12 protein-coding genes are annotated in these 15724 nt (G+C 38.9%); 7 read left to right on the top strand and 5 right to left on the bottom strand.

What is annotated here, in order from left to right; genetic code table 11:
* Positions 1-25 precede the first annotated feature (25 nt).
* A complete protein-coding gene (locus AACZ73_RS05230; protein ID WP_339876023.1) occupies positions 26-619 on the bottom strand; it encodes a class I SAM-dependent methyltransferase in 594 nt (197 codons plus the stop codon).
* A 748-nt stretch (positions 620-1367) separates the two neighbouring features.
* Between AACZ73_RS05230 and AACZ73_RS05225 the strand changes: the two genes are divergently transcribed.
* From AACZ73_RS05225 to AACZ73_RS05200, 6 genes are all read left to right on the top strand, one after another.
* Positions 1368-2588, top strand: a complete 1221-nt coding sequence (locus tag AACZ73_RS05225; RefSeq protein WP_339876021.1) for a sodium:proton antiporter — start codon at positions 1368-1370, stop codon at positions 2586-2588.
* A gap of 943 nt (positions 2589-3531) precedes the next feature.
* Complete coding sequence (locus tag AACZ73_RS05220; protein ID WP_339876019.1) at positions 3532-4977, top strand: cation:dicarboxylase symporter family transporter; 1446 nt, start codon at positions 3532-3534, stop codon at positions 4975-4977.
* The gene (locus AACZ73_RS05215; protein ID WP_339876017.1) at positions 4970-5602 is read left to right on the top strand and encodes a VTT domain-containing protein; all 633 of its coding nucleotides are present in this window, start codon (positions 4970-4972) and stop codon (positions 5600-5602) included. Before AACZ73_RS05220 ends, AACZ73_RS05215 begins: the two co-directional genes overlap by 8 nt.
* Before the next feature lie 93 nt (positions 5603-5695).
* Positions 5696-6967 (top strand): hemolysin family protein, encoded by a 1272-nt coding sequence (locus tag AACZ73_RS05210; RefSeq protein ID WP_339876015.1) that lies wholly within the window; start codon positions 5696-5698, stop codon positions 6965-6967.
* Between the two features lie 161 nt (positions 6968-7128).
* On the top strand, positions 7129-8082 hold the full coding sequence (locus tag AACZ73_RS05205) for a TerC family protein (RefSeq protein ID WP_339876013.1): 954 nt from the start codon (positions 7129-7131) through the stop codon (positions 8080-8082).
* A 6-nt stretch (positions 8083-8088) separates the two neighbouring features.
* Positions 8089-9570 (top strand): potassium/proton antiporter, encoded by a 1482-nt coding sequence (locus AACZ73_RS05200; RefSeq protein WP_339876012.1) that lies wholly within the window; start codon positions 8089-8091, stop codon positions 9568-9570.
* 30 nt (positions 9571-9600) lie between these two features.
* Here the strand turns inward: AACZ73_RS05200 and AACZ73_RS05195 are convergent, their stop codons facing one another.
* Both AACZ73_RS05195 and AACZ73_RS05190 read right to left on the bottom strand, forming a co-directional pair.
* The gene (locus AACZ73_RS05195; RefSeq protein WP_339876011.1) at positions 9601-10347 is read right to left on the bottom strand and encodes a YoaK family protein; all 747 of its coding nucleotides are present in this window, start codon (positions 10345-10347) and stop codon (positions 9601-9603) included.
* A gap of 332 nt (positions 10348-10679) precedes the next feature.
* Positions 10680-11366 carry a hypothetical protein gene (locus tag AACZ73_RS05190; RefSeq protein WP_339876010.1) on the bottom strand — a complete coding sequence of 229 codons (687 nt, stop codon included), beginning with the start codon at positions 11364-11366 and terminating at the stop codon, positions 10680-10682.
* A gap of 322 nt (positions 11367-11688) precedes the next feature.
* Between AACZ73_RS05190 and AACZ73_RS05185 the strand changes: the two genes are divergently transcribed.
* The gene (locus AACZ73_RS05185) at positions 11689-11937 is read left to right on the top strand and encodes a hypothetical protein (RefSeq protein ID WP_339876008.1); all 249 of its coding nucleotides are present in this window, start codon (positions 11689-11691) and stop codon (positions 11935-11937) included.
* Between the two features lie 326 nt (positions 11938-12263).
* On the opposite strand, the gene AACZ73_RS05180 is transcribed toward AACZ73_RS05185, so the two are convergent.
* Positions 12264-13838 (bottom strand): arylsulfatase, encoded by a 1575-nt coding sequence (locus tag AACZ73_RS05180; RefSeq protein ID WP_339876006.1) that lies wholly within the window; start codon positions 13836-13838, stop codon positions 12264-12266.
* Positions 13839-14088: 250 nt separating this feature from the next.
* Positions 14089-15711, bottom strand: a complete 1623-nt coding sequence (locus tag AACZ73_RS05175) for an arylsulfatase (protein ID WP_339876004.1) — start codon at positions 15709-15711, stop codon at positions 14089-14091.
* Positions 15712-15724 lie beyond the last annotated feature (13 nt).

Genomic DNA, 15724 nt, shown 5'->3' with positions numbered 1-15724 from the left:
AACTTAGAAAATAACCAATTACTACCTAACTTTTTTTAGCATATATTAAAATCCTAAAATAGGAGAGCTTACTTAAGCTTATGTTGGATACAAGAGAAAACTGTGAAAGAGTTTTCAAACTTTCAAGATAAAAAAGAGATTTGAACTTAAAGAAATTAGAAAGAAACTGAAAAGACTTATCAATATATCTTAGCCAGTTTTTTGGCGTAAAATGGTTTAAAATTATTATTTGTCCATTTTCTTTTAACACCCTATTACACTCTGCTAATAACCTCTCAGGATTATCTACAACGGAAATAACATGGCACAAAACTATGTAGTCAAAGGTGTTGTCCTGAAAACGAAGATCCTCGCCACTCATCTGGTAAAGTTCAATAGAGCCCTTGATTTTTTCACGTGCACGTTCTAACATATTAATTGAAGTATCAATACCAATAATATCATGGGTTTCATATAAATGAAAATGGGAGCCATCGCCTACACCTATTTCAAGCAGTTTTCCCGATTCCCATTTATTAATTTCCTGAAACAATCTTTTTTTATATGGCTTTAAAAAGATATTCAACAATGGGTAGTACGAATAAAACTTATCATAAAATTTTGCAGTATCATCGTTCATGTTTTAAAGAATTAATTTTTATTCATGCTATGTTTAAAAGGTGGTGAACTTAATATTGGCTTAGTAAATCCAAAAATTTTGCGTCATCGGTTGCGCCTTACAATTTCCGTCAAAGTCGACAATATTAGCTAGCAAGGAGTTATATTTTCACATTTACTTTTCACTTACCAATTAGGTTATATCGTATTCCATTGGCTATTTCAAAATTAGCAACCGCCTGAATTTATCTCTCTGCGGAAGGTTAACAGTGCTTTTTGAGTGGGTAATAGAACATAGAAGCTGCATAAAATGGAGCAAATGGTATTAAGTCTTTTAGCTAAGAAAAATAATGATTTTACGTCTATGCCCAACCATCAGTTTCACAAAGTTTTTTTTCGCTTAACACTCATTCTTGTCATGAGTAGTTAGAGTCTTTTTAATTCTTGATTTTTACAAACAATTTCTAAGACCTTCAACTTGGCTTTGGCTTATTTATTGGAAAGCATAGAAAATAAATATTCTGATTATCCGCAATGATGTCAGTTACCTCTTTTGCTTTGCTTATCAGGCTGGAAGACCGATGACGGGTGACCGAAGTGCCAGCAATGCTAGTGTTTACCTAACTTTGAGTCGCTTTTTACCTTTTACTGGTATGATTGCGGACAATCATTTTAGATATTAAGATTTATTTTAAAAAAATTGAAATCAGAACCTAATATGGCGGAATGAAGCCTTTTTGCTACCTCACAATTATCTTTTGCTATATTTTATGGAGCCATTTATAATCCTAATTTTAATTATAGGCCTGATTTCATTTTCAATGGTGTGGATGCCTGCCCTAACCAGTAAAATTGGAATTTCTTATTCAGTTTTTTATCTGCTCGCAGGGATTATACTGTATTGGCTATTTTCTGAATATCTTCCAAGTCCTTTGCCAAAAGAAAATGAATCAGCTATACTCCATCTAACAGAATTAATTGTTATCATCTCTCTGATGGGAGCGGGAATCAAGATCGATAAGTCATTCTCATTAAAAAATTGGAGTTTATCGCTGCGCTTGGTATTCATTGCGATGTTCCTTTGTATTATCGCAGCAGCGGCTTTGGGGTATTTTTTCCTGGATTTAACTCTTGCTTCCGCCCTCTTGCTAGGTGCTGTATTGGCCCCTACTGATCCAGTGTTGGCCTCGGATGTTCAGGTTAGCCCACCAAATGAAAAATCAGATTCCGAAACTAGGTTCACACTTACATCAGAGGCAGGTTTAAATGACGGAATGGCATTCCCATTCACTTGGCTAGCCATAACCTTTGCGGCCCTTGCCGAAGGGAACGATACATCGCTACTTTACTGGTTCTCCTATCATCTTGTATATCAGATTATTTTGGGAGTCGTCGTGGGAATTATTCTCGGTAAAGTGACTGGATACCTAGTATTCAATTTTTCAAAGAAATTTAGATTTTTGGAAAGCCTGGATGGCTTTCTTGCTATTTCATTGACATTAGTAGCTTACGGATTTACCGAAATGTTGCATGGATATGGGTTTATCGCGGTTTTTATTAGCGCAATCACACTTAGAGGCTACGAAAAAGACCATGATTACCATAAATCCATGCATTCGTTTACCGAACAAATAGAAAAGTTCTTCGTGGCGGTTCTTCTAATTTTGTTTGGTGGGGCACTGTATCTTGGTATTATTTCTGAAATTACCTGGACGACGGTTCTTTTTGCATTATTATTCCTGTTTATTGTACGACCGCTGATGGCGTTAATCAGCTTGATAGGGGCAAAAATTAAGATAAAAGAGAAACTTGCGATCAGCTTTTTCGGTATTAGGGGGTTGGGGTCTATCTTTTACCTATCCTATGCATTCAAAGAAATATCATTTGAATCTGAAGACCAATTATGGTCAATTGTAGCACTTACTATAGCTTTATCAATCTTGGTTCATGGAATATCAGCCACGCCAGTTATGAGATATTTGGGGAAATAAGTAATTATTTTACTTAACAAAAACTTGTGGCCGAAGGAGGTTTAGGGTAAATTAATCTATTCATTCAAACGGTAAATTCAGTATCTCGAATTCTCTTTCGTTATGGCGATGATGTGTATTTAACTTTTAAACTTACCTAGTGCTAGTATATTTATTGAACTGATGGATTATTTTAGTTTTACTCCATTAGGATACAACCAAATTCCATTAGCTTTGGTGGAAACTATTTGATATGAGAGTTTTAGGGATCTTATTCATATTTCTCAATCTAGCCAGTTTCCTGAGCTTAGGATCAGGATTTTCCCCTGTAGAGCAAGAATCTTCCGTACACACCGTTTATGATAATGTTTCCTCAGAACTGACAAAAGCCCCAAGCTTTCTTCTGGATGAAAATATTACGCTTCCCAATTACTTTTATAATGTAAAACCCGCAGCCCAAGTAAGCTCCCATTTTTTTAAATCGAATGCTTATTCGCTGACCTATTTTCATTTATCGATTCTCAGAAGTTCTACAGAACGTAACTATCGGAGAGAAGTACGTGATGTCACCCCGAGCCTAACTACATTAAAGGTTATTTTTCCTCACCATTATTTTACTTAGCCCCAAAAAGTAAATAGGTACTCTTCTGAAAAATTCAAAGTCTGGATTGTAATTCCCGCAATCAGCGGTAATTCGATATCTGCCGTCGGGTTTCTGTAGTATCCCCGCTATACCGACTAATGTAAAATAGTCTAGTAGTTCCTTGCTTCAGCCACTTGTTAAACACAGGCAAGAGTCCACATAATCGGCTTAGAAATCTTCAGACGGAATGATCACCGGTCAATTCCCACACTCTGGAATTTAGGCTCACCTACTCGGATATTCCAGCCAGACCTATTGCCATAATTAGATCCCGAAATCACTAAGTAGTTCTATCATTAATTGAGTTGTCACATACGTCTCATGATAAGTTATAAATCAAAAGCTGCCATCTATAGTATGTCAGTATTGGCTTCACAAGCTGCAATTATATTAGTAATTCATATGGCCTGGCCTGAGTTGCTATCTCCAATCATACTGATAATCAGTAGGTGGCTAGGGATAGGGGCTCTCGTGGGCTATTGCCTCAGGAAGGCCTCACTCACCACATGGATCTTTGGAAGTATGGTAATAGGCATTGCCATAGGAGTTGACTTTCCAGAACTGGCAATGAACCTTAAGGTAGTCAGCCAGGTATTTCTTAAACTGATAAAAACTGTAATCGCCCCCCTACTTTTCGGAACTCTGGTGGTAGGTATTGCGGGTCATTCCGACCTCAAACAGGTAGGAAGGATGGGCTGGAAATCCCTGTTGTACTTTGAACTGGTTACCACACTGGCATTGCTGATCGGTCTATTGGCCATCAATATCTCCCAGGCAGGGGTGGGCATAGAGCTTCCTGTGGGTGAGGTGCCTATTCAAGGTACAGCAAGAAGCTGGCAGGAAGTCATCTTACATATCTTCCCCGAAAACATCGCCAAATCAATAGTAGAAGGTGAGATTTTACAAATAGTCATTTTCAGTATACTCTTCGGGATTGGGCTCGCATTGGTAAAAGAAGGAAAGAAGAAGCAACTCATGATCACCTTCACCGAAAGCCTATCAGAGGTAATGTTCAACTTTACCCGGATTATTATGTATTTCGCACCTTTCGGCGTAGGAGCTGCTATCGCTTATACCGTAGGCGAAATGGGTTTGGGGATATTGCTAAATCTCTTTCATCTGCTGGCGACCCTATATGTCGCTCTTTTAGCATTTCTTATCCTGGTATTGTTGCCTATTGCATTAATGCTGAAAATCCCTGTGGTCAAATTTATAAAGGCGATCTCCGAACCTGTTTCAATTGCTTTTGCCACTACCAGCTCCGAGGCGGCTCTACCCAAAGCCATGGAAGCCATGGAGAAGTTTGGGGTTCCGAGGAAAATCGTGGCATTTGTCATGCCGACAGGCTACAGTTTTAATCTGGACGGCACTACACTCTATCTTGCTCTGGCATCCATATTCGTGGCGCAGGCAGCAGGAATACATATGGGAATAGGTGATCAACTACTCATGGTACTTACCCTGATGCTGACCAGCAAGGGGGTAGCCGGGATCCCCAGAGCCTCCCTGATCATCCTAATGGGAACCGCGGCAAGCTTTAACTTACCTATGGCTCCTATATTCCTGATACTGGCTATAGATGAATTGATGGATATGGCCCGGACATCCGTCAATGTGGTAGGCAACTGCCTCGCTACCTGTGTAATCGCCAAATGGGAGGGAGAATTTGGTCTGCAGAATGAAGATAATATGAGCCTTTCCACACAGGATACTGATCCGATTCAATCAATTCTCGAAGTTATAAACCAAAAACAGACCCATGCATGAATTTCTTCTTTACATGACAGAGATCCTGAATCCTGAGTTGATTATTAACCGGGGAGGATTGATTCTTCTGTTGGCCATAATATTTACCGAAAACGGAGTATTCTTTGGCTTCTTCCTGCCCGGCGACTCCTTGTTGTTTTTGGCAGGCATGCTCTGCGGATTGCCTGTATTGGATGTAAGCATCTACACTTTAGTGGGATGCATTACCGCGTCAGCTTTTCTGGGATATATTATTTCCTATTTAGTGGGATTGAAACTTGGTAAATGGCTTATTACGCGACCGGATTCCTTGTTTTTCAAAGCAAAGTATCTGAATATGGCTTCCTCGTATTTTGAAAAAAGACAACATGGAGCGATCATTATCGGTAGATTTATCCCGGTCATCAGAACATTTCTGCCACTATGCCTAGGCTTGATCAAATCTGATTTTAGGATTTTTATGGTTTACAATCTGATAGGCTCCATATTCTGGACAAGTAGTTTGGTGCTGGCCGGATATTTCCTGAAAATCATCTTTCCTGATCTGATCCATTATCTAGGCTGGATCATTATGACCTTGGTAGTGATTACATCCATCCCTTTGATCAGGGAGTTTATCAAAATAAAAAGAGATCATGCACAATGATCTCAAAGTTGAAAGTTTACTATCGTATCCAGTGCAGGATCTAAGAATCTATATAAATGCCCCAACCTCAAGTTTCACCAAACCACACCAATCTTGGAAATCATAATTATTCTACTTCTGATACTGCTGAACGGTGTGTTTGCCATGTCAGAACTGGCACTGGTCTCGGCTAGAAAATTCAAACTGGAAAATCAAAAAAAACGGGTCGTTTCCGGCGCAAAGGCAGCTCTTGAGCTATCTGCAAACCCGGGTAGGTTCCTATCCACAGTACAGATTGGCATCACACTGATCGGTATTTTGCTAGGGGTATATAGCGGGGACAATCTCACCGAGAACTTTGCCGTATGGATAGCTAGTATAGAGATTCTGAGACCTTACGCGCATCCTCTTGCTGTGGGGATAATAGTACTTTTAGTCACTTATCTTTCAATTGTACTTGGGGAGCTATTTCCGAAACGTCTGGGAATGACCTTCCCCGAAGGCATTGCGGCAATGGTTTCCAGGCCCATGATTCTGCTATCCAAAATCACCAGCCCGTTTGTATGGCTTCTCACTGCCTCTAATGACCTTCTTCTGAGGCTTTTTGGGATAAAGCACAAATCAGAAAATGCAGTATCCGAAGAAGAGATCAAATCCATTATCCGTGAAAGTGCAGAAGGTGGGGAGATCATGAATATAGAGCAGGATATTGTGCAGCGTGTATTCGAACTTGGGGACAGGAAAATAAATAGTCTTTTCACCCACAGAAGTGAAATGGTGTGTTTTGATGTCAACGATGACGAAAAAATTATCCGGGATAAAATCAACCAAGAAAAGCATTCGGCTTATCCCCTTGTCATGAATGACGACCTGGATGCTATCGTAGGTTTGGTGCTGGTCAAAGACCTTTTTGACAAAAGGCTTTCCGATAAATTCGACCTGAGGACTATTGCCCACAAACCTTTATATCTGAATGAAACCATGTTTTCTTACCAGGCGCTGGAACTGTTTAAAATCAGGCAACTGCACTATGGAATAGTAGTCGACGAATATGGGGCGACAGTGGGCATCATCACCTTGGATGATATAGTAGATGCGCTGGTGGGAGACACTTCGGAACCCAATCAGGAAGAATTTCAGATTCAGCAAAGGGAAGATGGAACCTGGCTCATCGATGGCCAGCTTCCTGTCCATGATTTTGAAAAGTTCTTTGATACTGGCATGGATTTTAAAAATAAAAGTTTCACTACAGTAGCAGGGCTAATCCTCCACAAATCGCAGACTATTCCTGAGGAAGGAAAGTATGTAGACGTAGAAGGCTATAGACTGGAAGTATTGGACAAGGATGGTCCCCGTATAGATAAGATATTGGTAAAAAAATTATAACATTTCCCCGCTATGATCAGCAATCAGACCATTACAGTGCTAAAGGAAGATGCCAATAAAACCATATGGGTTAATTACTTCCTATCTAACAATTTTCAAAACCACGTCATCTGTATTTCTTAATAAATGAATTCTACCAACCTATTTACTCAATTCAACCTATGACCGTCTGGATACTATTTATTCTCTGTGTTTTGGTATTTCTATTCCTTGATCTCACAGTCATCAATAAAAAATCCCACGTAATAAAATCAAAGGAAGCTTCCATCTGGACAGCAATATGGATTTCGCTCGCGCTTTTATTCTCAGGAGTCATCTGGTGGTTATTTTCTGGTGAACATATTAAAAACCCAACTGGATTAACCCCTGACAAAGCTGTTCTAAAATATATTACAGGCTATTTGATCGAGCTTTCTTTAAGTGTAGACAATATTTTTGTGATCGCGGTGATTTTCAAATCATTTTCAATCCCTGAGAAATACCAGCACAGAGTATTGTTCTGGGGGATTTTGGGAGCTATTCTTTTCCGGGCTCTGATGATAGTATTTGGGGTAGCCCTGATCAACCGATTTGAGTGGATCATTTATTTGTTTGGTGCATTCCTATTGTTCACTGCATTTAAAATGCTAAAATCCGACGGGGATGAATTTAAGCCAAAGGAGTCTTTTATATTCAAAAATCTAAGAAAAGTGCTCCCATTTACGGCTTCTACTGCGGGAGAGAAATTTTTCATAAATAAGATGGGAATTAGGATTGCAACGCCGCTATTTATGGCATTAGTGATCATTGAACTTACGGATGTTCTTTTTGCCTTGGATAGCATACCGGCTATCCTGGCAATTACAGCCGACCCTTTTATAGTTTTCAGTTCAAATATCCTGGCAATAATGGGCTTGAGATCCATGTATTTTCTTATTTCCCGTATGCTGAATAAATTTCGCTTTATTAACTATAGCCTGGTGGCTATTCTTGCCTTTGTCGGATTGAAAATGATCTTTTCCCATCATATTGAGATCCCTGAATGGCTCTCATTGGCCGTGATTGGAATCTCTCTGGCAGGAGGAATATTAGCCTCCATGTTAATACCATCGGTAGATGAAGAAGCTAACCATTAGATAATTATGATTGAATTTATATTGCTGGGTATTTCTATTCTATTTTTTCTTAGCATACTAGCGGGGAAGGCTGGATATAAATTTGGGGTACCTGCTTTGCTTTTGTTTCTAGGTGTGGGAATGCTCTTTGGTAGTGATGGACTGGGCATTGAGTTTGAAAATATTGAGCTTGCGCAAGTAATAGGAACTATCGCCTTGTGCATCATACTTTTTTCCGGAGGAATGGATACCAAGTTAGAGGATATCAGACCTATTCTTAAGCAAGGTGTTGTTTTGGCGACATTGGGAGTCCTTTTTACTTCGGTACTTACTGGCCTTGCAATTTGGCTGGTGCTAGGTATGACCATGGCCTCAGCAGGAATAGGCTTTATGTCGTCCTTGTTGTTGGCCTCAACCATGTCTTCAACTGATTCTGCATCTGTATTTTCAATTTTAAGATCAAAAGGATTATTGCTGAAAAACAATCTCCGTCCTATGTTGGAGTTGGAAAGCGGCAGTAATGACCCGATGGCTTATGTCCTTACCATCACACTCATAGGCATAGTAGATATGGGATCTGAACCGGACTATCTCATGGCTATGGTCAACTTGTTGATTCAATTGGTGGTGGGAGCAGTATCTGGGTATTTGCTGGGAAAATTGACAGTGTTCACCATAAATCGAATGGGTATTGACAATAAATCACTCTACCCTATCCTGGTACTTACGTTTTGCCTATTTATATTTTCATTTACCTATTTCATCAAAGGAAATGGCTATCTGGCAGTCTATGTGGGAGGATTGGTGATAGGTAACTCACGTTTTGTCCACAAAAGATCAGCTATCAACTTCTTCGACGGAATGGCATGGATGAGCCAGCTCCTTATGTTCCTAACGCTGGGGTTGCTAATCAACCCTCGGGAATTAGTACCTATCGCCATTCCAGGTCTTATTATCAGTATGGTGATGATCTTATTCAGCAGGCCATTGAGCGTCTTTCTGTGTTTAATACCTTTCCGAAAAATGACATTAAAAGATAAGACCTTTATATCATGGGTAGGACTGAGGGGCGCTGTACCTATTATTTTTGCCATTATGCTACTTGCAGAAGACCTGCCCAATGCAAGACTCATGTTTAATATTGTGTTTTTCTGTACACTAGTATCCTTGGTAGTACAGGGCACTACACTTTCTCAAATGGCGAAATTTCTAGGCCTTGCCCAAGCGCCATCAAATGTGCCCGGGCTCAAAAATTTCGATGTTGAGTTTTCAGATGAAATCAAGTCAATCACCTCAGAGCTCAAAGTGACTGAAAAAGCGCTTTCCAATGGTAGAAATTTGATGGACTTACGGCTTCCTGAAAAAACCATTGTGGTTATGGTAAAAAGGGATTCAAAATATTTTGTTCCAAATGGGAAAACCCCATTAATGGAAAATGATATGCTTTTAGTCATTACAGATGACTATGACGCGTTGAATGAAACATATGAAAGGCTGGGGATGAGTTAAAATAGCATCAGCTCATACCAATATAACTCTCTACTGGCTATGCCAAGTTTTACTTTGATAGAGCTTACGCCTTGTCATTATTACTTTATATCTTAAGTCGTCATAAAATAGGCTTGCTATCAAAATTAAAGCGGCTATAATCAATGTTTTTAATTCAAGGTCAGCTTTGGAATAAAGGAAACCACCCAGTATACCCCCTGCAAAAAAAGAAGAAATAATAGAGACGCGGAGTTTAATAGCTGCTTTCAATTTTTCTCTGTTTGGATAAACTTCAGGAAAGAATAATTGGGAAATATCAATACCTAAATCAGTAAAAAGGCCAGTGAGGTGCGTAGTTCTCACTACTGCATTTGAAATTTTGGTCACGAAGGAATTTTGAAGGCCCATTGCAAAAAGCAGACAACAAACCGTCAAATCCGAATACACTTCTATTGTATTACCGAGCATGCCTACGGAGATTAGAATCAAACTTTCAATCAATGTTGGGATTAGAAAAACGTTCAATCTTTTATTCTCCTTAAATTTTTCAATTAAGAATCCTGATGAAAATGAACCTAGAAGGAAGGATAAAATATAAAGGAAATAAAAAAAGCTTCTCCAGAGGGCAAAATTTGCAACATCATTGATAAAAAGCGCAAAATGACCTGTAATATTAGTAGTCAATTGTTTAAAAGCTAGAAAACCCGAAACGTTTACTATTCCAGCTACCAATGATAGAACTATTGCAATACGCAAATTATGTTTTAAAGTCCTGTTCTTTCCTTGGTGTCTAAACATTTGGCAATCAATGCTCCGGTTGCATGTGTGGGGAATAAGAGATTCTCCGCAAAAGGATGTATTGAACAGCAAGATAACCAAACAAAGGCATGGAGTAGGAGAAGATCCTTCCAAATTTGCATTTACGCTCTTCTTTTAGTTTTAAACCTATAGGTTATTGTTTTTAATTTCTTCTCAAGATTTTGGAACTCTGGAGAAATGTGAAACATAAAAAAGAAATATCTGAGATTGAAATTTATGACCCTTTATCTAATATTAATAATCTATGACTAAAGGAAAAATCCATAATTATTGGCGGTAATATGTATTTCAGAGTATAGAATTATCTTGACCTAGGCAGATTCACTGGATGCATCAGGCAAAGTAGGTAATACGCGAGTTGACAATCCATTTTCATGAAGTACGTTTGATATTGTTTCAGCTAGGAAACTAGTAGAAGTACTCCAGTGATCGCCGTCAGAATCAAGACGTATAAAGTCGACATTTTTAAGAAACCCAGATTGAATCAGTAACATTAGCCATTCAAAATCTCCGCCCTGAATACCCCCTAATGTTATACTTTTCCCCTTATTTGCGGCGAGTGTCGCAGCATTAACCAGTTCATCTGAATGAATATCCTTAGAAGAAGTGAGTGGAATATATTTATCATGGGGATTCCTACACAATTCTATACTGTTAAACTGATCCCTATAGGTGTTAATAAAATATGTTACAATTTTAGAAAATGAATTTCTTTGCTCTGCTTTATTAGATGACCTACCACACTCATTATCAAAACAAAGCTCTAAGTCAAATTTCTTCTCTAAAGCTGCCATAAGCCACTCATACCAAATTTCCCCATGCCTTGAAGTAAACTCTGAGCAATTTATTCCCACTCTTACAGATCTTGTATGATTTCGCTGAAGAGTTGAAACTATACGTTTGACTTCCCTCCAGACACCTATTGGAAACCATATAATTTCATCCTGAATTGAATTTTGGGAAGGGGAATTGAAAATACTGATAGACTTGGTTCTCATACAAAGCACTCTTTAAATGGATAATCATAATCTCTTATTTTGTATCAAACAATTAGTTTACCAATTTTAAAACTCCTCCTTATAGGTCAGTATTCCATACTTTCATCACCTCATGAAACACAATTACTCATTAATTGCCCAACATGAGGGATGATTTGCACAAACAAATTCTTAATTACTAGAAATTTAGAGTTACGTCAATTAGTGTAAAATTTATCTGGATTATATTATACTATTATCAATCAGCAGATTATACAAGTAAAAGAATCAAAATAGTTAGCTGAGAAGTTAGATTGCCTCAATTGTTGTTGCTAGGCTTTGCATGAAAAATTCTACAAATGAGTTATCCGTTATGCTTGACATTGTTCTTCGTGAATTGCAGGAGGTAATTTGCGTTGATCAGAATGATCTAATCACACCAGAGGTAGTCAGCGCTTATCTCTTTAGATATATTCCCCAGCACTTCTATGCAAATCAAATCCCACTAAACTCGTTGTCAATCAATCCGATTTCCAACGGCTATCAAGTAATCATTAATCAAACTATTACGCAAAATTGGTTATTGAATTAGTATAGTTAGGAAAGATGTTGATCGAGGGTAATTGATTACCAAGACTTCATAATCTTACCTATGTCTTTAATAACTATATTTTCAGATCTGTAAGTTCCGACTTCAACTCAGTCTCTGAGGATTTATAAAATCTGAAATGAAATTCAATAATCTGTGAACATATTTTTTGGCACACTTGCCCAATCAGCACTATTCCAACTACATTTTACGACATTCATTCAATTGTCTGCATAGATAATTCTAATGTTGATTGTCAATACTTCAAAATTAGATTTTTTATTTAAAAATTAAACGCCGATTTTTTAATATATCGGCGTTCAAAATCTTTACTGATTGTTTGCTTTAACCATGCTGTTTATCTGCTCCTCAACTTTACTTAAGCTCCAGTCCCCTGCTGTTTGACTAGGTGGATAGTCTTGGAAGGTAGATAAGAAATTGAAAGCATATCCTTGCATAGCTATTAAGATATAAGCTCGGTCTATATACCAATCGTAATAGGTATTTGAACCTAAAAGAGCCTTTTCAAACGGGTCTCTCCTAAGGTTAAATAAATATGGGGCTCTAAGTTCTACAAATGGCTCCAGCCAAATCTGTAACTTATCGGCTCTGTTTTCTAAGAACATAGCTTTCCAGTCGGTATATCTCAAAGCTGCTACAGAACCAGCATCATCCACATAAATAAAGCCTTTACGGGGAGATTCGTCGACTTTGCCGGTCAGGTAATCTAGTTGATTCATACCATCAATGTAGTTTTTATAGGTACGACCTCCCATAGTCACTCCATTCATGATTTTCTCCTTTACGTTTGGATCTCCTGCCATAGCTGCAAAAGTTGGCAGCCAGTCTTCATGAGATACAATTCCGTTTAAAGTCTCTCCAGCAGGGATTTTACCCGGCCATTTTATAAAGGCAGGAACACGAAAAGCACCTTCCCAGCTACTGTTCTTTTCACCATGGAAAGGGGTAGTGCCAGCATCTGGCCATGTGTTATAATGCGGTCCATTATCGGTGGAATACATCACCACCGTATTGTCAGCAATTCCCAATTCATCCAATAATGCAAGCAATTCACCTACATGCATATCGTGCTCTACCATTCCGTCAGAATATTCATCCTGACCAGAGATTCCTCTATGCTCTTCTTTCACGTGAGTCCTAAAGTGCATTCGGGTAGCATTCCACCAGGTAAAAAATGGTTTACCTTCTTCAACTTGCTTTTTGATGAATTCCTTTGCGGCAGCAATAGACTCATCATCGATTGTTTCCATTCGCTTCTTCGTCAAAGCACCGGTATCTTCGATTTTCTGTCCTCCTTTTCCATCTGCCCAACTGTGGATGACTCCCCTTGGACCATATACTTCCCCGAAGGTCTTACCATTTGCTAAAACCAAATCAGTTGGATAATCCAGGTTTTCGGGTTCTTCTTCAGCATTAAGATGATATAGGTTACCAAAAAATTCATCAAAACCATGCATAGTAGGAAGATGCTCATCACGATCTCCTTGATGATTTTTACCAAACTGACCAGTGCTATATCCCAAGTTTTTCATAACGGTCGCCATAGTGATATCGGTCATTTGCCATCCTTCTTTGGCACCGGGCATCCCGACTTTGGTCATACCTGTTCTTACTGGTACATTTCCACCAATGAAGGCGGCCCGTCCAGCGGTGCAAGATTGCTGGGCATAATAATCGGTAAAGCCCACGCCTTCACGGGCAATTCGATCAATATTTGGAGTCCTATAACCCATCATTCCACGGTTGTTGTGGCTGATGTTCCATGTACCTATGTCATCTCCCCAGATAACTAGGATATTTGGTTTTTCCTGAGCTTGCGAAACGAAAGGCAGGCAGAACACTAGCATGACTATACATGCTAAAATCGCTTTTGGAGTTTTCATAAATTGTAAATTAAAAGTGGTTACTCAGTTATTTACTTATAAAGAAAGAATACGTGAATTCAATTTAAACAATATTTTTATGAAATCATTGGTCATTATTTCAAACAATTGAATTGTTAAAAAGTAGTTTTACTAAGTTTTATTTCGAATGCTTCAATGGAGGAAAACAAATAAGCAGACCATCTTTTAAATAGCCTGCTTTAAAAAATTTAAGAAATTGATTTTTAAAATTATTTCTTATCTGCTAGAATTAGTGAACCCCACCAGTCGGTTGCTCCATTGCTTTCATTACTTTCTCTATAGTTGCTTTCATATTCAAAGACTCACCACCTTGACTTGGTGGATAATCCATTAGAGATTTCAAATGAGCTTGAAGGAAAGGTACTGCAGCGGTTGGCGCCCATAGTTTTTGAGCTACGAACTTTCTACCCGCATAACCCCACTCTTCAGAGTCAGGAGTCATTTTCTCCATAGGATCCATCAATAAATTCACGATATAAGGTACACTTGGATAAGACTTCTCGTCAAACCAGTTGCCACCATGCTTCACACCAATATGCATTTTCCAGGCATCTACCCGAACTGCCATTAGATCTGATTCATCATAGTAAAATAATTCTCTGCGAGCCGACTTGTCAGTTTTGCCAGTCCAAAGATCCAAATTGTTATATCCATCCAAATGGGTTTTGAAAGTTGTGCTTCCTAACTTCTTACCATTCAATAACTCTTCCTTTAAGTTAGGAACACCAGCCGCAGCAGCAAGAGTCACGTAAAGATCTTCGTGGCTTTGAATTCCATTGGAATAAGTTCCTGCAGGGATTTTACCTGGCCATTTTACCAACATTGGTACCCTTAGACCACCTTCCCAGGTTGTTCCTTTTTCTCCACGGAAAGGAGCATAACCCCCATCAGGCCAGTACATCAATTCATTACCGTTATCAGTTGAATAAATAACAATCGTGTTATCTTCTTCACCCATGTCTTTGATCTTCTGAAGTACTTTTCCGATCAATTCATCATGCTCAATCATTTTCGCACGAACTACATCTTCTTCAGCTCTTCCTTCATCGACCGCAGCTTGAATGTACTTATTGGTACTGTGAGACCAGATATGTGTAGCAGTGGTATTATACCAGATAAAGAAAGGCTTGTCTTCCTTACCTACTTTATCCAAATATTTCAACGTCTCCTCTGTCACCTCAGCATCGATAGTTTCCATTCTCTTACGGGTAAGTGGTCCCGTATCGATGATACGCTGCTTACCCACTTTACCGAATTTTGGATCCACAGTGGGGTCATCAGTATCAGTTGCATAAGCATGAAGAACACCTCTTGGACCAAATTTTTCCTTATATGCAGGATTTTTCTGACCAGGATAATCCAATTCTTCCGGCTCCTCTTCTGCATTCAAGTGGTAAAGATTTCCGAACCATTCGTCGAAACCATGCATAGTTGGTAAGAACTCATTACGGTCACCCAAGTGGTTTTTACCGAATTGGGCGGTGGCGTAACCTTGTGTTTTGAGCACTTGTGCCAAAGTTGGATCTACCGCCTGAATACCTTGCGTAGAACCAGGAATACCAATTGTAGTCATCCCTGTTCTTACTGGCAACTGACCCATAATAAATGCGGCTCTACCTGCAGTACAGCTAGGCTGTCCATAGTGATCGGTAAACAACATGCCATCGCGTGCAATGCCATCAATATTAGGGGTTCTCCCCATCATTCCATGCGTGTAAGCTCCCACATTCCAATATCCAATATCATCGCCCCAGATGACGACAATGTTTGGTTTGTCCTGCGCATTTGACAAAAGGGGCAAAAATAACAGGGCAAAAATGGCAGTTTTTAAAATTGATAATTTTTGATTCATATGTTATTGTTTA

The sequence above is a fragment of the uncultured Algoriphagus sp. genome, assembly GCF_963974835.1.
Lineage (GTDB): Bacteria > Bacteroidota > Bacteroidia > Cytophagales > Cyclobacteriaceae > Algoriphagus.
Note: the sequence above shows the minus strand (reverse complement) of the source record. Positions and strands in the feature narration are given on the sequence as shown.